Here is a 16,760-nt window from a genome sequence, read left to right on the forward strand (position 1 = left end):
GTGACCCTTCGTTAAGCCTCTTTCGAAACCTATTACCGGTAAGCTCTTGTTAGCCCTAGCGTTTAAGTCGAATTTTATGAGTATTCGATAGTGTCGCGATCAAGGTGAAAAACAAAAAATCACCAGGCGACAAACGAGAGGCAAAGACAATGATCAATTCCCGTCCGGCGGCGAAGACCGCCAACGTATCCGATGACCGCCGCGAGGCGATCCGTTCGCTGTACATGGAATCGCTGCAGCTGGTGGAACGGCTGCACCGCCGCCTGCTTGACGTGATCAAGGACGAGTTCGACCGCAACGGCCGTTCCGATATCAACGCCATCCAGGCGCTGCTGCTCTTCAACATCGGCAATTCGGAGCTGACCGCCGGCGAGTTGCGCTCGCGCGGCTATTATCTCGGCTCGAACGTCTCCTACAATCTGAAGAAGCTGGTCGATCTCGGCTTCATCAACCACCAGCGCTCGCGCATCGACCGCCGTTCGGTGCGGGTCTCGCTGACGCCGAAGGGCAGTGAGGTGGCGGAAGTCGTCGCCGGCCTCTACGAGCGCCATGTCGGCTCGATCGAGCAGGTCGGCGGCATCAACACGGAAGAATTCAAGCAGATGAACCGCGCCTTGCAGCGCCTCGACCGCTTCTGGAACGACACTATCGCCTATCGCATGTAAAGCATGTCCATCGCATGCAACCGCGCCACGGGGGCGGTCGGGGGAGCGATCCAAAAGACCGGTGCCGAAAAGCATCGGTCTTTGCGTTTCGTGAGGCCAGCCGATCCAAATCGCGGTCAGGGTCACGTTGCCGCCATATTCCCGGTGGAAGCGAGAACGCGGGTGATGTTGCGGCGCGAGCCAATCCGTCTCCCCGCCAACCGCCTCAGTGAAGGCGCATCGCGCCCGGCGCGTTCTCGCACAGAAGCGATTGGGGCATGGTTGGCTAATTGTTAAGGGCGCCAACCTTAGAGTGGGCCGAGCCTAGCATGCGGGCGGATCGCCCGGTGAAAAAACTGTTACAGGACTATCTGGAGCGTACATGAGAACCAGTCGCCGTTTCTTCCTTTCCGGAGCCTCCGCGTTGGCCGCGACGATGGTTGCCGGTGGCGCCAGCGCGCAGGACGTGATCGCGGACATCCTGAAATCCTCGGGCCGCGGCAACTGGAACGACCAGTTCGACGCCCGCGCCAGCGAGGGCGGCAAGGTGGCCTCGACGCTGCCGATCGTCAGCCTGCAGACCGTTGCGTACACCGAGCAGGCGATCGCGCAGTATCAGAACATTGTCGCGCAGGGCGGCTGGGAGCGGGTCCCGGACACCAAGAAGTTGCAACTCGGCGTCATCGATCCCGACGTGGTGCCGTTGCGCAGGCGCTTGATGATTTCGGGTGACCTGGCGCAGAGCGCCGGCCTTTCAGAGGCCTTCGATTCCTATGTCGATGCGGCGGTCAAGCGCTTCCAGGCGCGTCATGGCCTGCCTTCCGACGGCACCCTGGGCCAATATAGCTATGCGGCGATGAATGTCTCGGCGCAGGTCCGGCTTGGCCAGCTGCAGACCAACCTGCAGCGGCTGAACGAACGCGCCGGTACGCTGGGCAACCGCTATGTATTGGTCGATATTCCCGGCGCCCAGATCGAAGCGGTCGAAAACGACCGCGTCGTGCTGCGCCACACTGCCGTCGTCGGCAAGATCGATCGCCAGACGCCGATCGTCGATTCCAAGATCAACGAGATCATCGTCAATCCGTACTGGAACGCGCCGGTCTCGATCGTGCGCAAGGACATCATTCCGCTGATGCGGAAGGACCCCAACTATCTCAAGGACAGCAAGATCCGGCTGTTCGCACCGGATGGCAGCGAGGTCGATCCACTGACCGTCGACTGGTCGACCGACGACGCGGAGAAATACCGCTTTCGCCAGGATCCGGGCGCCGGCAATGCGATGGCCTCGGTCAAGATCAATTTCCCGAGCCCGGACGGCGTCTACATGCACGACACGCCGCAGCAGAGCCTGTTCGGCAAGATGATGCGCTTCGATTCCTCGGGCTGCGTGCGCGTCCAGAACGTGCGCGACCTCGTCACCTGGATCCTGCGCGACACGCCGGGCTGGAGCCGCCAGCATTTCGAGGCGTCGATCAAGAGCGGCGAGAACATCCCGGTGCAGGTCACCAATCCGGTGCCGGTCTTTTTCCTCTACATCTCGGCCTGGTCGACGGGGCCTGGCGTCGTGCAGTTCCGCGACGACATCTACGGGCTCGACGGAGCCAACGAGCTGCAGATCACCTCTGCGCTCTAAGCCACTGATTTTTTAGCTGAAAAGGCCGCCTCTGAGGGCGGCCTTTTTTGACGGTGCGCCAGGTATCGCGTGTGGTGCGCAAGCACCGTTTGGCCGGGGTGGTAGCCGGCTGAACGGCCGGCAGGCGAGGAAATAGGTGGCTCTTCGCCTCGCTGCCGCAATCCGACCAGCAAATTTCGCGCCGCAAACGTGGCGGGGCGAAAGCAACTGTGTTAATGGCGCGGCAGACCCCCCGGACGACAAGGATCTCAAGCATGGCAACAGCAGCGGCAGTGTCGAACAAATTCGAATCCTTCTTCGAAACCACGCTTGCCGATGCCGATCCGGAGATTTTCGGCGCGATCCGCAACGAACTCGGCCGCCAGCGCCACGAGATCGAGCTGATCGCTTCGGAAAACATCGTCTCCCGCGCCGTTCTGGAAGCGCAGGGGTCGGTCATGACCAACAAATACGCCGAGGGCTATCCGGGCAAGCGCTACTATGGCGGCTGCCAGTTCGTCGACGTGGCCGAGGACCTGGCCATCGAGCGCGCCAAAAAACTGTTCGGCTGCAACTTCGCCAACGTTCAGCCGAATTCCGGCAGCCAGATGAACCAGGCGGTCTTTTTGGCGCTGCTGCAGCCCGGCGACACCTTCATGGGGCTCGACCTGAATTCTGGTGGCCACCTGACGCACGGTTCGCCGGTCAACATGAGCGGCAAATGGTTCAAGGTCGTTTCCTACGGCGTCCGCAGGGACGATCACCTGCTCGACATGGACGCGATCGAGAAGACCGCCCACGAGACCAGGCCGAAGCTGATCCTGGCCGGCGGCACTGCCTATTCGCGCGTCTGGGACTGGAAGCGTTTTCGCGAGATCGCCGATTCGATCGGCGCCTATCTGATGGTCGACATGGCCCACATCGCCGGCCTGGTCGCCGGCGGCGTGCATCCGTCGCCGCTGCCATACGCCCATGTGGTCACCACCACCACGCACAAGTCGCTGCGTGGGCCGCGCGGCGGCATGATCCTGTGCAATGACGAGGACATCGCCAAGAAGATGAACTCGGCGGTGTTTCCAGGCCTGCAGGGTGGTCCGCTGATGCATGTCATCGCCGCCAAGGCGGTGGCCCTGGGCGAAGCGCTGAAGCCAAGCTTCAAGATCTATGCCGAGAGCGTTGCCGCCAACGCCAAGGCGCTGGCCTCCAGCCTGCAGGAAACCGGCCTCGACATCGTCTCCGGCGGCACCGACAACCATCTTATGCTCGTTGACCTCAGGCCGAAGAACGCCACCGGCAAGCGTGCCGAGGCAGCGCTTGGCCGTGCCAACATCACCTGCAACAAGAACGGCATCCCTTTCGATCCCGAAAAGCCGTTCGTCACCTCGGGCGTGCGCCTCGGCACGCCGGCTGGCACCACGCGCGGTTTCGGCCAGGCCGAGTTCCGCGAGATCGGCAAGCTGATCGCCGAGGTGCTGGACGGGCTCAAGGCCGCGAATTCCGATGAGGGCAATGCAGCCGTCGAAGCAGCGGTGAAGGTGAAGGTGGCCGCGTTGACGGATCGTTTTCCGCTCTATCCCTATCTCGGTTGAGCTCACGCAAAGTGTCGTCCTTTATCGGCGGACGAGAAGCACTTTTTCAGGTGGGACGGAGTCCGGACAGGAGCGTTGACGATGATGCAGATTTTCAGTGTCGCTGGCTTGGGCGCGCTTGGCGTGCTGGTCACATTGACCAGCTTGCCGTCCGCCGCCCTGGCACAGTCTGCGCCCACCCCAGCCGCACCGAAGACCGAAACCTTCGGCAACTGGTCCACCACTGTGGACGAGATCGATACCGGTGAGGATCTGCGCAAGACGTGCGTCGCCTCGACCGCCTTTCTCGACGCGAGCGGTACCAGCGGCACGCTCACGCTTGCCATCTCGAACGGTGATGCACTGCCGCCCAATGGCTATCCGACCCTCGTCATCGCCATGAAGAATAAGGACTTGCCGACTGGCGAGAACATTCCGGCGGTGTTCGGAGATGGCAACGGCAAGGTCAAGGCGACCGTCGATGCCATGGCCGGTGCCAGCGGAAAATGGATGTTGAACAACAAGCCCGAGATCAGCCTGGCGCTGCTGCGTGCCATGCGCCGCGCCAGCGCGCTCGACGTCATATTCGCCGACACGCCGGTCGCGACCGTATCGATGGACGGCTTCACCAAGGCCTATCGCAGCCTCGGCGTGTCATGTGGGTTCCCGACTGCTGACGTCGCGCCGTAATCGGCCGGTATTGCCGTTGATGCTGGCAATTTTCCCCGCGCCTCGCTATCTCTGAGGCGCGAACCGATACTTTGCCATCGCGGCAAAAACCTCTAAGCCTTCGCTCCACGAGATTCGCGAACACAAGGCTGCCCATGCGCTGTCCCTACTGCCAGTCCGAAGATACGCAGGTGAAGGATTCGCGCCCCGCCGAAGACGGCGCGGCGATCCGCAGGCGGCGCGTCTGCCCCGATTGCGGCGGCCGCTTCACCACCTTCGAACGGGTGCAGTTGCGCGACCTCGTTGTGGTGAAGAAGTCCGGACGCAAGGTGCCGTTCGACCGCGACAAGCTGCTGCGCTCGGTCGAGATCGCCGTGCGCAAGCGCAATGTCGATCCCGAGCGCATCGACCGCGCGGTGACCGGCATCGTGCGCCAGCTCGAAAGCTCCGGCGAGACCGAGGTCGCCTCGGGCGAGGTCGGCCGCCTGGTGATGGAGGCACTGAAGTCGCTCGACGACGTCGCCTATGTGCGCTTCGCCTCGGTCTATCGCAATTTCCGCGAGGCCAAGGATTTTCACGACGTGCTGGGTGAACTGAAAGGTGACGAGCTCAAGGAAGAGGACGCCGGCTGAGCATGGCAAGGCGCAGCCAAGCCGAGCAAGAGGTTCTTGATCGCCGCTTCATGGCGGCGGCACTGAGGCTGTCGCGGAAAAACGCCGGACGGACCTCGACCAACCCTTCCGTCGGCACGCTGATCGTGCGCGACGACGGCACCGGGCCGATGATCGTCGGCACCGGCGTCACCGCTGTCGGCGGCCGGCCGCATGCCGAGACCGAGGCGCTGGCCGAGGCCGGCGAACTCGCACGCGGCGCCACCGCCTATGTCACACTGGAGCCCTGCGCCCACCATGGCCGCACCCCGCCTTGCGCCAGCGCACTGGTCAATGCCGGCGTCGCGCGGCTGGTTGGCGCTGCGAGCGACCCCGATCCACGCGTGTCCGGCAACGGCTATGCGATCCTGCGTGCCGCCGGTGTCGAAGTGGTCGAAAAGGTGCTGGTGGCAGAAGCCGCCGAGCAGATGGCCGGCTATCTCATTCGATCCCTGAAAAAACGTCCGGAAGTAATCCTGAAACTTGCGCTTTCCAGCGACGGCAAGATCGGCATGGGAGGCGCGGGGCAGGTCTCGATCACCGGCGACATCGCCCGGCGCGAAGTCTATCTGATGCGCGCCGAAGCCGACGGCGTACTGATCGGCATCGGCACGGCGCTGGAGGATGATCCGGCGCTGACGGTGCGGTTGCCGGGGCTGGAGAACCGCTCGCCGGCGCGCATCGTGCTCGACCGCCAGATCAGGCTGCCGGAGACGTCGAAACTGGTCGCCGGCCTCGACCGGGTTCCGCTCTATGTCGCCGCCTGTGCCGAAGCCGATCCGCACCGGCGCGCCGCGCTCGAACGCGCCGGCGTGCGCTTCATCGGCACCGAGACGTATGAAGGCGATATTGCGCTGCCGGAACTGCTTGAGGATCTTGCCGCACTCGGCATGGCGAGCGTTCTGGTCGAGGGCGGCGCCAAGGTGGCCAAGGCCTTCCTCGCCGAAGGGCTGGTCGACCGCATCGTGCTGTTCCAGGGGCAGGAGCCGATCGGCAGGAGCGGCATTGTATCGCCCATCGACGCCGACCATATCCCGGCAGGATTTCGCAAATTGCGCGACATGCGTTTCGGCGAAGACAGCTACGCCGAGTGGATAAGACCATGATCCTGAAAAGTGGAGCCGATTTTTGGACAAGAACATGGTCAAACTGAAAGACATGATCCCGAAACGTGGGAACCGGTTTTCGGAAAAGATCATGGCCAACCAAGAAGCCAGAGTCTGATGTTTACCGGGATTGTCACCGATGTCGGCACCGTCGCTGCCGTCAAGCCGCTGAGAGAGGGCGTCGGCTTGCGCATCGACACCGCCTATGACCCGCAGACGATCGCCATTGGGGCTTCGATTTCCTGCGGCGGCGTCTGCCTGACGGTGACGGCGCTGCCGGAAAGCGGCGCCAACGCGCGCTGGTTCGAGGTCGAGGCCTGGGAAGAGGCACTCAGGCTGACGACGGCGATGGGCTGGAAATCCGGCACCAGGATCAATCTGGAGCGGCCGCTGAAGATCGGCGACGAACTCGGTGGCCACATCGTTTCAGGCCATGTCGACGGCATGGCCGAGATCGTTGCGCGCAAGGAGGAGGGCGATGCCGTGCGCTTTACGCTGGAAGCGCCGCGCGATCTGGCCAAATTCATCGCACCCAAGGGTTCCGTCGCGCTCGACGGCACCTCGCTCACCGTCAACAAGGTCGACGGCACCCGCTTCGACGTGCTCTTGATCCATCACTCGCTGACCGTGACCACCTGGGGCGAACGCCAGGTCGGCGACCGCGTCAATCTGGAGATCGACACCATGGCCCGCTACGCGGCCCGCCTGGCGGAGGCCGCGAAAGAGGGGCTTTGATGGTCCTGCCGGAGAGCGGCGTGGATTCATGCGGTTGTCCGAACAGGACGAGCACCTCGGATCTGATTAGCGCCTTGTTCGGTTTGGCGCTGCCCCTCACCCGCCTGCCGGCGACCTCTCCCCGTAAACGGGGCGAGGGGCGATTTCATCGATAGTTTCGCCAATCACCAGCGTTGCAAGAAGGGCGCCGGCGATGCGGCCAGCGTCTTTCGCTCCGTTTACGGGGAGAAATGCCCGGCAGGGCAACGAGGGGAAGCGCCGGCTTCGGAGGAAACCAATAATCAGGCACGTTCGCATCTCCACCAATCTTCTGCTTGCGATCAAACCGGCTTCGGCCTAAGTCACCGGCGATCCCGGAGACATCTATGGCTGGCACATCCCAACACGGCAAAGCGTTCATTCGCCCGAAGAAGAAGGCCCACCTTCTTGTCATCGAGGCACGCTTCCACGACGACCTTGCCGACGCGCTGCTCGAAGGCGCGACAAGCGCGCTCGAGGAAGCGGGCGCGACATACGACGTCGTCACCGTTCCGGGCTCGCTCGAAATTCCCGCGGTGATTTCCTTCGCCCTCGACGGCGCCGCCGAAGGCGGGCCGAGCTATGACGGCTTTGTCGCCCTCGGCACCATCGTGCGCGGCGACACCTATCATTTCGACATCGTCGCCAATGAATCGAGCCGTGCCCTGATGGATCTGTCCGTGCAGGAAGCGGTCTGCATCGGCAACGGCATCCTGACCACCGAAAATGACGAGCAGGCCTGGACGCGGGCCAGGCGTTCGGAAGGCGACAAGGGTGGCTTTGCCGCGCGTGCAGCGCTGACCATGATAGCCCTCAAGCAACAGTTGGGAGAGCGGTCGTGAGCGAGCCCGCATCGCCCGGCCAGCCCGCGGTGCGCCACGCCAACAAGCGCGGTGCAGCCCGTCTGGCCGCCGTGCAGGCGCTCTACCAGATGGATGTGGCCGGCAGCGGCGTCTTCGAGATCACCGCCGAATACGAGGCGTTCAGGCTCGGCAAGGAAGTCGACGGCGCGCTCTATCGCGAGGCCGACGCGCAATGGTTTCGCGCCATCCTCGCCGGCGTCGTCGAGAACCAGAAGACCATCGACCCGATCATCCGCCAGGCGCTGACCGAGGACTGGCCGTTGTCCAGGCTCGATTCGACGCTGCGCGCCATATTGCGCGCCGGCGTCTACGAACTGATGAAGCGCGAGGACGTGCCGGTGGCTGTCATCGTCTCGGAATATGTCGATATCGCCAAGGCGTTTTACGAAGAAGACGAGCCGAAGCTGGTCAACGCGGTGCTCGATCGCGTGTCGCGCCGGGTGCGCGGCGAAGGGCGTGGCAAGGACGCTTCATGACGGCCGTCGCTATCGCCGAGGCCGGCAGGGAAGCGCGCCGCACGGCGCTCATCCTTGCCGCTTCGCAGGCGATCATCGGCTCGGCCGCACCCATCGCCATTTCCGTGGGTGGGTTGGCCGGGCACTATCTGCTCGGGTCCGACAAGTCGCTGGCGACGGCGCCGATCACCGGCTTCAACGTCGGCGTGGCGCTCGGCGCCCTGCCGGCAGCAGCCATCATCCGCCGGCTCGGCCAGCGTGACGGCTTCATGACCGGGACGATCGTCACCGCGCTCGGCGGTCTGGTCGCCACGCTGGCGCTATTTTACGCCAGCTTCTGGCTGTTCGCCTTCGGCCTGCTGGTGATCGGCATCGGCGGCGCCTTCGTCCAGCAATTCCGCTTCGCCGCCGCCGACAACGCGCCGCCTGAATTCAAGGCCCGCGCCATCTCCTTCGTGCTGGCCGGCGGCATCGTCACCGCCATCCTTGGGCCTCAGATCGTCATCTTCACCCGCGAATTGTTTGCTCCTGTGATGTTTGCCGGCTCGTTTGCCTCCATCCTGGTGCTGGCGGCGGTCGGCGCCGCCATCCTGTCGTTGCTGCGCATCCCGGCCAAGGCGACGGGCAAAGCGGAAATCGCCGACAGCGACGCGCGGCCGCTCGCCGAGATCGTCACCAGGCCGCGTTTCGTTGCGGCGCTGTTTTGCGCCGTTGGCAGCTATGCGCTGATGAGCTTCGTCATGACTGGCGCGCCGCTCGCCATGGTCGGCTGCGGCCTGTCGACGGACGACGCCACGCTCGGCATTTCCTGGCATGTCATGGCGATGTTCGCGCCGAGCTTCTTCACCGGCTCGCTGATCTATCGCTTCGGCGCCGAACGGATTGTCGCAACCGGCCTCGTGCTGCTGATCGGCTGCGCCGTGGTAGCGCTGTCGGGCTTGGCACTGTGGCAGTTCTGGACGGCGCTGATCCTGCTCGGCCTTGGCTGGAATTTCGGCTTCATCGGCGCCACCGCCATGGTCGCCGACAGCTACCGGCCATCGGAAAAGGCCAAGGTCCAGGGTTTTCACGACTTCGTCCTGTTCGGCTCCGTCGCCTTCGCCTCGCTGATGTCGGGCGCGGTCTACAACGCCTGGGGCTGGGAGATGCTGAACTGGATCATCTTCCCGGTGACGGTGCTGTGCTTCGTGGCGCTGGGCGTGCTGAAGATGACCGCGCGGCCGACCAGCTCATGACCCCGATCCGAAGGTTCGGAAAGGACCATGCGCAAATCAATAGTGCTACAGCGTCCTTTGCGCGTCCAAACGGACGCGACGCGCTGTAGTGACATGACGCTGTCGGGATCAGACAGCAGCGGATTCACCCGCATCCGAACAAAATTATTGCCCCCATCCCCCTTCTTATGAAACCGTGTGCCCCGACGGGGCATTGAAAGTCATGCTCATATGCGGCAGCCGCAGTCCGGTTCTCAGCAAGGGATTTGTGAAATGTTTTCAGTCAAGGTTCTGGCCGGCGCGGCACTGGCGCTCGGCATCACCGCAGCCTCGGCGAGCGCTCAGGTGGTCGTGTCGTCGAAGATAGACACCGAAGGCGGCGTGCTCGGCAACATCATCCAGCTGGTGCTGAACGCCAACAATATCCAGACCACCGACCGCATCCAACTCGGCGGCACCCCTGTGGTGCGCAAGGCGATCACCGCCGGCGAGATCGACATCTATCCGGAATACACCGGCAATGCCGCCTTCTTCTTCGAAAAGGCCGACGATCCGGTGTGGAAGGATGCCGCCAAGGGCTATGAAACGGCCAAGAAGCTCGACTACGACGCCAACAAGATCGTCTGGCTGTCGCCGTCGCCGGCCAACAACACCTGGGCGATTGCGCTGCGCAAGGATGTCGCCGAGACCAACAAGCTGGCGACGCTGTCCGACTTCGGCAAATATGTCTCCGGCGGCGGTCAGGTGGTGCTGGCGGCCTCGGCCGAATTCGTCAATTCGGCTGCCGCGCTGCCGGCTTTCCAGACCACCTATGGCTTCACGCTTAAGCCGGACCAGCTGATCACGCTCTCCGGCGGCGATACGGCGGCGACCATCGCCGCCGCGGCGAACCAAACCAACGGCGCCAACGCCGCCATGGTCTACGGCACCGACGGCGGCATCGCGCCGTCCGGCCTGGTCGTGCTCGAAGACGACAAGGGCGTGCAGCCGGTCTACCAGCCGGCGCCGATCATCCGCGAGGCGGTGCTGAAGGAGCATCCCGAAATCGAGACGCTGCTGAAGCCGGTCTTCGCCAAGCTCGACCTCGTCACCCTGCAGGAACTGAACGGCCGCGTTCAGGTCGGCGGCGAGCCGGTCAAAGGCGTCGCCGAAGACTTTTTGAAGAAGAACGGGTTTTTGAAGTAGTCAGCACGTTTTGAAAATGACGCCGGTGCGAGGCGCGCCATGACCACCCGCTTCGACAAGCTCGGTGTGATCATCGCCGCGATCGTTGCCTACGCCGCCTTCGCGGCGCCCTTCGCCACCTTGCGCGCCAACCGCATCGTGCCAGGCGAGGCGCGCTCGATTCTTGAAGCGCTGCCGCCGACGCTGGGGCCGCTGCTGCTTGCAGTCGTCGTCGTTGCGGCGGTCGTCGCCTTGCTGAAAACGCCGCTGGCCCTGCGCCTGGCCGCCAGCGTGGTCGCGCTTGCCGCACTGGCGCTGCTGATCGGCGTCGCCGGCAGCTTCCTGACGCCTGAGGGCAACAGCTTTGCCCGCATCTCGCCGGCTTCGGGTTTCTGGCTGCTCATCTTCGTCTTTACGCTGTTGCTCGCCGATGGGCTGACGAGGCTGAACCTGTCGCCATCGGCGCGGATCGGCGTGCTCGTCGTCGCGGCAGCGGCGATCGGCCTGCTGCTGGTCTCGGGCAGTTGGAACAGTCTGTCGATCCTCAAGGAATATGCCAACCGTGCCGACAGTTTTTGGGCCGAAGGCTCCAAGCATGTGACGCTGGCGTTGGGCTCGCTGGCAGCAGCGGTGTTAGTCGGCCTGCCGCTCGGCATCCTCTGCCACCGCGTCGAAAAATTGCGGGCCGGCGTGCTCAACGCGCTGAACATCATCCAGACCATTCCGTCGATCGCGCTGTTCGGCCTGTTGATCGCGCCGCTCGGCTGGGTCGCCACGCATGTGCCCGGCGCGGCCTCCCTCGGCATTCGCGGCATCGGCACCGCGCCTGCCTTCGTCGCCCTGTTCCTCTACTCGCTGCTGCCGGTGGTGGCCAACACCGTGGTCGGTCTTGCCGGCGTGCCGCGCGCCGCCAACGATGCCGCACGCGGCATGGGCATGACCGAGCGCCAGCGCCTGTTCGGCGTCGAATTTCCACTGGCCTTCCCGGTGATCCTCACCGGCATCCGTATCGTGCTGGTCCAGAACATCGGCCTTGCCACCATTGCCGCGCTGATCGGCGGCGGCGGTTTCGGCGTGTTCGTGTTCCAGGGCGTTGGCCAGACGGCGATGGACCTGGTGCTGCTCGGCGCCGTTCCGACGGTGGCTATGGCCTTTACTGCCGCCATCATCCTCGACGCATTGATCGAAATGACCTCCACCAGGCGACGCGAGGCACAACCGGCATGATCGAGATCGAAGGCATTACCAAGCGCTATGACGCGACGACCGTCGTCGACGACGTGTCGATGGTGATCGAGCCGCGCACCATCGCCGTCATCGTCGGCACCTCCGGCTCCGGCAAGACGACGCTGCTGCGCATGATCAACCGGCTGGTCGAGCCGACCGCCGGCGTGATCAGGCTCGACGGCGCCGACAACCGCTCGCTGCCCGGCTACGAACTGCGCCGCAGCATCGGCTACGCCATCCAGGGCCATGGGCTGTTTCCGCATCGCACCGTGGCGCAGAACATCGCCACCGTGCCGGTGCTGCTCGGCTGGGACGCGGCCCGCACCAAGCGCCGTGTCGACGAGTTGATGACGCTCTACCAGCTCGATCCCCAGGCGTTCGGGCCACGCTATCCGCACGAGCTCTCCGGCGGCCAGCAGCAGCGCGTCGGCGTCGCCAGGGCACTTGCCGCGGAGCCGAACGTGCTGTTGATGGACGAGCCGTTCGGCGCGCTCGACCCGATCATCCGCAACAAGGCGCAGGAGGACCTTCGGGCGATCCAGAAGCGCTTCGGCACCACCATCATCCTCGTCACCCATGACATGGAGGAGGCGGTGCGTATGGGCGACAAGATCGCGGTGATGGATGCCGGCAAGCTGGTGCAATATGCCAGGCCCGCCGAGATCCTGGCGAAGCCGGCCAGCGCCTTCGTCGAGACCCTGGTCGGCGCCAGCGAAAAACCGTTCAGGCTGCTGTCGCTCGGCCGGGTGCGCGACGCCGTGGAGACGGGCACCGCCGAAGGCGAGGCGATCCCCGCCGACGTCAGCCAGCGCGATGCGCTGGCCGAACTGTTGTGGTCGGGACGCCCGGCGTTGCCGGTGACAGGCGCGGATGGCAAGCCGCTCGGCCGCGTGACTGTGGATGGGCTGGTGAAACGCGCGGCGAGGCCGGCATGAAAGAGGCCGGTGTAAAAGCCTGGCTTCCGTCACTGCTCAGGCTTGCCCTTGTGGTGCTGCTCATTGCGTTCGTGACCAATCCGGGTTGGTTCGAGCCGCTGCTGAAGCCGCTGACCGAGAGCAACGCGCCGGCAATCTACAACCAGGGCAGCCTGTTGACCCTGACGCTGCTGCATCTGAGGACCGTGCTGATCGCGACGGTGGCGGCAACCATCGTTGCCGTGGCGCTCGCCATCCTGGTCACCCGGCCGGCCGGCGTCGAATTCCTGCCGCTGTCGCGCAGCCTGGTCAATATCGGCCAGACCTTTCCGCCGGTGGCGGTGCTGGCGCTGGCCGTGCCGGCCGTCGGCTTTGGCGAGAAGCCGACACTGATCGCGCTGTTTCTCTATGGCCTGCTGCCGATCTTCGAGAACGCGCTGACCGGGTTGACGACGATGCCGGCCAATGTGGTCGAGGCGGCGCGCGGCGCCGGCATGACCGGCTGGCAAAGGCTGGTCAAGGTCGAGCTGCCGCTCAGCGCGCCGATCATTCTCGGCGGTATCCGGCTTTCGGTGGTCATCAGCCTCGCCACTGCGACGATCGGCTCGACCGTGGCGGCCAGGACGCTCGGCGAGGTGATCATCGCCGGTCTGTTGTCCAACAATCTCGCCTTCGTGCTGCAGGGCGGGCTGATCGTCGCCGCGCTTGCCGTGCTGATCTATGACGGGCTGTCGGCGATCGAGCGCTACACCGCACGCCGCATGGGGCAGGAGACGGCGTAATTAGCAAAATTCAGATATCGCCTTCGCTCATCTCGGCCAGCGCCAAGAGATGTCGCAAGAGTCCTGTTTTGAGCGGCCTGTTGCCGTGAATCGGGATCGAAAGGCGCACGATGCTGCCTTCCTTGCCGTAGATGTGATGACTGCCGGCAACACGCAAAAGCCTTCGTCCTTGCCGCTCGATGGCACGCGCAAGCTCCTTGCCGGAAATGGACTTCAAACAGCGATTTCCATGACCCGGCCGGGTTTTGAAGTGAAAGATAGCGGCTCTACCGAGAGGCAGCCTTCGATTGCTTCACGCAAGTTCTCGACAAGTTCGTCCAAGGTTTCACCCTGGGTCGCGCAGCCGGGAATTGCCGGCACTTCGGCCAGTAGCCACCTTCTTCGGCTTCGTGAATGATCGCCTTGAACTTCATCGGTCATCTCCAACTCCACCCTGAAGATAGGCTGGCCCGCCGATATTTGCAGAGCTGCATGAGCGCTGTCTATCTGCAAGTTCTGCCTGCCTGATCAGGCTCTCGACGGGTGTGGCAGTCCAACGTCTGCAACGGCCAGCAGAAGGCTTTCATGTTCTACATGACCATGCGGGCGGTGCTGATCTTCGCCGTCAGGCTGGACTGCGACCTGCGCAAAGGCTGACAACCGCCAGCCGATTTCAATCGATCTGATCGGGTGGCGGCACTTGCGAGCGTGTTGCCGCCCCATTGCTTTTGGGCGAAGGTCGGGGCTTTTGGGCGAAAGCCGGGCCTTTTGGGCGAAAGCCGGGCAAAAACCGAACAATATCTTGACGTTCGCAGCCCTGTTTCGCATAAGCCGATGCGAGGGGAGCGGATTCGGCGCGCGGAATCCGCTCCCCGTCTCAACGGCCCAGGGAGGGGTTCTTTTGGGTCATCAATCGAGGAAAATCCGGCAATGACCATAATTTTAGCTGTCATCGCCTGCGGTCTGCTTTCAGTCCTTTACGCCATCTGGGCGACAAAATCGGTCCTCGCGGCCGATCAGGGCAATGCACGCATGCAGGAAATTTCCGCGGCCATCCGCGAAGGCGCGCAGGCCTATCTGGCGCGCCAGTACACCACCATCGCCATCGTCGGCGTCGTGGTCCTGCTGCTCGCCTGGTGGCTGCTTTCAATCACCGCCGCCATCGGCTTCCTGATCGGCGCCGTTCTGTCGGGCGCCGCCGGCTTCATCGGCATGCACGTCTCGGTGCGCGCCAATGTGCGCACCGCGCAAGCGGCTTCCAACAGCCTCGCAGCCGGCCTCGAGATCGCCTTCAAGTCGGGCGCCATCACCGGGATGCTGGTCGCTGGCCTGGCCCTGCTCGGCGTCTCGATCTATTACCTGATCCTCACCCAATTCATCGGCCTCCAGCCCAACGACCGCGTCGTCATCGACTCGCTGGTTTCGCTCGGCTTCGGTGCCTCGCTGATCTCGATCTTCGCCCGTCTCGGCGGCGGCATCTTCACCAAGGGCGCCGACGTCGGCGGCGATCTCGTCGGCAAGGTCGAAGCCGGCATTCCCGAAGACGATCCGCGCAACCCGGCCACCATCGCCGACAATGTCGGCGACAATGTCGGCGACTGCGCCGGTATGGCCGCCGACCTGTTCGAGACCTATGCGGTGACCGTGGTCGCCACCATGGTCCTCGCCGCCATCTTCTTCGGCGGCACCGCCGTTCTCAGCGCCACGATGCTCTATCCGCTGGCCATCTGCGGCGCCTGCATCCTGACCTCCATCGTCGGCACCTTCTTCGTCAAGCTCGGCTCCAACGGCTCGATCATGGGTGCGCTCTACAAGGGCCTGATCGTCACCGGCCTGCTGTCGATCGTCGGCCTCGGCATCGCCACCTCGGCAACGCTGGGCTGGGGCGAGATCGGCACGGTCGCCGGCATGGCCATCACCGGCGCCAACCTGTTCATCTGCGGCCTGATCGGCCTTTTGGTGACCGGTCTCATCGTGGTGATCACCGAATATTATACCGGCACCGACAAGCGCCCGGTGAACTCCATCGCCCAGGCTTCGGTCACCGGTCACGGCACCAACGTCATCCAGGGCCTTGCGGTCTCGCTGGAATCGACGGCACTTCCAGCGATCGTCATCGTCGGCGGCATCATATCGACCTACCAGCTCGCCGGCCTCTACGGCACGGCGATCGCAGTCACCACGATGCTCGGTCTTGCCGGCATGATCGTTGCGCTCGACGCCTTCGGCCCGGTCACCGACAATGCCGGCGGCATCGCCGAAATGGCCGGCCTGCCTAAGGAAGTGCGCCAGTCGACCGATGCGCTCGATGCCGTCGGCAACACCACCAAGGCGGTGACAAAGGGCTACGCCATCGGTTCGGCCGGTCTCGGCGCGCTGGTGCTGTTTGCGGCCTACTCCAACGACCTGAAGTTCTTCGCCGCCAATGGCGACAAATACCCTTACTTCCAGGGCATGGGCGACGTCTCTTTCGATCTCTCCAACCCTTATGTCGTCGCCGGTCTGATCTTCGGCGGTCTGATTCCGTATCTGTTCGGCGGCATCGCCATGACGGCTGTCGGCCGAGCGGCGGGCGCCATCGTCGAGGAGGTGCGCAAGCAGTTCCGCGAGGATCCGGGCATCATGGCCGGCACCTCGAAGCCGAACTATGCGCGTGCGGTCGATCTTCTGACCAAGGCGGCGATCCGGGAAATGATCATTCCGTCGCTGCTGCCGGTGCTTGCGCCGCTGGTCGTCTATTTCGGCGTGCTGCTGATCTCGGGCTCGAAGGCGTCCGCCTTTGCAGCCCTTGGCGCCTCGCTGCTCGGCGTCATCGTCAACGGCCTGTTCGTCGCCATCTCGATGACCTCTGGCGGCGGCGCCTGGGACAACGCGAAAAAATCGTTCGAGGACGGCTTTACCGACAAGGACGGCGTCAAGCATCTCAAGGGCTCCGAGGCGCACAAGGCCTCGGTGACCGGCGACACGGTCGGCGATCCCTACAAGGACACCGCCGGTCCGGCAGTCAACCCGGCGATCAAGATCACCAACATCGTCGCCCTGCTGCTGCTGGCCGTGCTCGCGCACGGCTGAGGCGGCTTGGCCTTCCGAGGCCGAGATCCACAACCGAACCCGCAGGAGCGATCCCGCGGGTTCGTCTATATTGGACGTCCAGCAT

At 64.0% G+C, this 16,760-nt stretch carries 18 protein-coding genes; 16 read left to right on the forward strand and 2 right to left on the reverse strand.

The features are described 5' to 3' along the window. Positions 1 to 149 precede the first annotated feature (149 nt). From ldtR to AC0L2B_RS21650, 14 genes are all read left to right on the forward strand, one after another. On the forward strand, positions 150 to 665 hold the full coding sequence (gene ldtR / locus AC0L2B_RS21585; RefSeq protein ID WP_027154640.1) for a transcriptional regulator LdtR: 516 nt from the start codon (positions 150 to 152) through the stop codon (positions 663 to 665). A gap of 361 nt (positions 666 to 1,026) precedes the next feature. Next, the gene (locus tag AC0L2B_RS21590; protein WP_091591574.1) at positions 1,027 to 2,280 is read left to right on the forward strand and encodes a L,D-transpeptidase family protein; all 1,254 of its coding nucleotides are present in this window, start codon (positions 1,027 to 1,029) and stop codon (positions 2,278 to 2,280) included. Between the two features lie 254 nt (positions 2,281 to 2,534). Beyond that, the gene (gene glyA / locus AC0L2B_RS21595) at positions 2,535 to 3,848 is read left to right on the forward strand and encodes a serine hydroxymethyltransferase (RefSeq protein ID WP_473746752.1); all 1,314 of its coding nucleotides are present in this window, start codon (positions 2,535 to 2,537) and stop codon (positions 3,846 to 3,848) included. Positions 3,849 to 3,929: 81 nt separating this feature from the next. Beyond that, a complete protein-coding gene (locus AC0L2B_RS21600) occupies positions 3,930 to 4,517 on the forward strand; it encodes an invasion associated locus B family protein (protein ID WP_473746753.1) in 588 nt (195 codons plus the stop codon). Positions 4,518 to 4,651: 134 nt separating this feature from the next. Then, positions 4,652 to 5,128, forward strand: a complete 477-nt coding sequence (nrdR, locus tag AC0L2B_RS21605; RefSeq protein WP_023798407.1) for a transcriptional regulator NrdR — start codon at positions 4,652 to 4,654, stop codon at positions 5,126 to 5,128. Between the two features lie 2 nt (positions 5,129 to 5,130). Then, positions 5,131 to 6,252: a bifunctional diaminohydroxyphosphoribosylaminopyrimidine deaminase/5-amino-6-(5-phosphoribosylamino)uracil reductase RibD gene (ribD, locus tag AC0L2B_RS21610; protein ID WP_473746754.1), complete on the forward strand. Its 1,122-nt coding sequence runs from the start codon at positions 5,131 to 5,133 to the stop codon at positions 6,250 to 6,252. Between the two features lie 117 nt (positions 6,253 to 6,369). Then, on the forward strand, positions 6,370 to 6,987 hold the full coding sequence (locus AC0L2B_RS21615) for a riboflavin synthase (protein ID WP_091591568.1): 618 nt from the start codon (positions 6,370 to 6,372) through the stop codon (positions 6,985 to 6,987). A 365-nt stretch (positions 6,988 to 7,352) separates the two neighbouring features. After that, on the forward strand, positions 7,353 to 7,847 hold the full coding sequence (gene ribH / locus AC0L2B_RS21620; protein WP_091591567.1) for a 6,7-dimethyl-8-ribityllumazine synthase: 495 nt from the start codon (positions 7,353 to 7,355) through the stop codon (positions 7,845 to 7,847). Continuing rightward, on the forward strand, positions 7,844 to 8,344 hold the full coding sequence (gene nusB, locus AC0L2B_RS21625) for a transcription antitermination factor NusB (RefSeq protein WP_023798402.1): 501 nt from the start codon (positions 7,844 to 7,846) through the stop codon (positions 8,342 to 8,344). Before ribH ends, nusB begins: the two co-directional genes overlap by 4 nt. Then, positions 8,341 to 9,558, forward strand: a complete 1,218-nt coding sequence (locus AC0L2B_RS21630) for an MFS transporter (protein WP_091591566.1) — start codon at positions 8,341 to 8,343, stop codon at positions 9,556 to 9,558. The genes nusB and AC0L2B_RS21630 overlap by 4 nt, the downstream gene beginning before the upstream one ends. A 252-nt stretch (positions 9,559 to 9,810) precedes the next feature. Then, positions 9,811 to 10,722 carry a glycine betaine ABC transporter substrate-binding protein OsmF gene (gene osmF, locus AC0L2B_RS21635; protein WP_023798400.1) on the forward strand — a complete coding sequence of 304 codons (912 nt, stop codon included), beginning with the start codon at positions 9,811 to 9,813 and terminating at the stop codon, positions 10,720 to 10,722. Positions 10,723 to 10,761: 39 nt separating this feature from the next. Further along, the gene (locus tag AC0L2B_RS21640) at positions 10,762 to 11,928 is read left to right on the forward strand and encodes an ABC transporter permease (RefSeq protein WP_473746755.1); all 1,167 of its coding nucleotides are present in this window, start codon (positions 10,762 to 10,764) and stop codon (positions 11,926 to 11,928) included. Further along, positions 11,925 to 12,863 carry an ABC transporter ATP-binding protein gene (locus tag AC0L2B_RS21645; protein ID WP_473746756.1) on the forward strand — a complete coding sequence of 313 codons (939 nt, stop codon included), beginning with the start codon at positions 11,925 to 11,927 and terminating at the stop codon, positions 12,861 to 12,863. Before AC0L2B_RS21640 ends, AC0L2B_RS21645 begins: the two co-directional genes overlap by 4 nt. Next, positions 12,860 to 13,624, forward strand: coding sequence for an ABC transporter permease (locus AC0L2B_RS21650; RefSeq protein WP_091591561.1), 765 nt, complete (start codon positions 12,860 to 12,862; stop codon positions 13,622 to 13,624). Before AC0L2B_RS21645 ends, AC0L2B_RS21650 begins: the two co-directional genes overlap by 4 nt. 10 nt (positions 13,625 to 13,634) lie before the next feature. Here AC0L2B_RS21650 and AC0L2B_RS21655 read toward each other — a convergent pair whose 3' ends face one another. Together AC0L2B_RS21655 and AC0L2B_RS21660 are read right to left on the reverse strand one after the other, a co-directional pair. After that, a complete protein-coding gene (locus tag AC0L2B_RS21655; RefSeq protein ID WP_027154628.1) occupies positions 13,635 to 13,841 on the reverse strand; it encodes a type II toxin-antitoxin system HicA family toxin in 207 nt (68 codons plus the stop codon). Beyond that, entirely contained in the window at positions 13,838 to 14,044 is a 207-nt protein-coding gene (locus AC0L2B_RS21660; RefSeq protein WP_473746757.1) for a type II toxin-antitoxin system HicB family antitoxin, read from the reverse strand. The genes AC0L2B_RS21655 and AC0L2B_RS21660 overlap by 4 nt, the downstream gene beginning before the upstream one ends. A 102-nt stretch (positions 14,045 to 14,146) precedes the next feature. Between AC0L2B_RS21660 and AC0L2B_RS21665 the strand changes: the two genes are divergently transcribed. Both AC0L2B_RS21665 and AC0L2B_RS21670 read left to right on the forward strand, forming a co-directional pair. Further along, positions 14,147 to 14,260 (forward strand): DUF2165 family protein, encoded by a 114-nt coding sequence (locus AC0L2B_RS21665; protein ID WP_139172543.1) that lies wholly within the window; start codon positions 14,147 to 14,149, stop codon positions 14,258 to 14,260. 273 nt (positions 14,261 to 14,533) lie between these two features. Then, positions 14,534 to 16,675, forward strand: coding sequence for a sodium-translocating pyrophosphatase (locus tag AC0L2B_RS21670; protein ID WP_473746758.1), 2,142 nt, complete (start codon positions 14,534 to 14,536; stop codon positions 16,673 to 16,675). Positions 16,676 to 16,760 lie beyond the last annotated feature (85 nt).

Source organism: Mesorhizobium sp. WSM4815, from assembly GCF_055811575.1.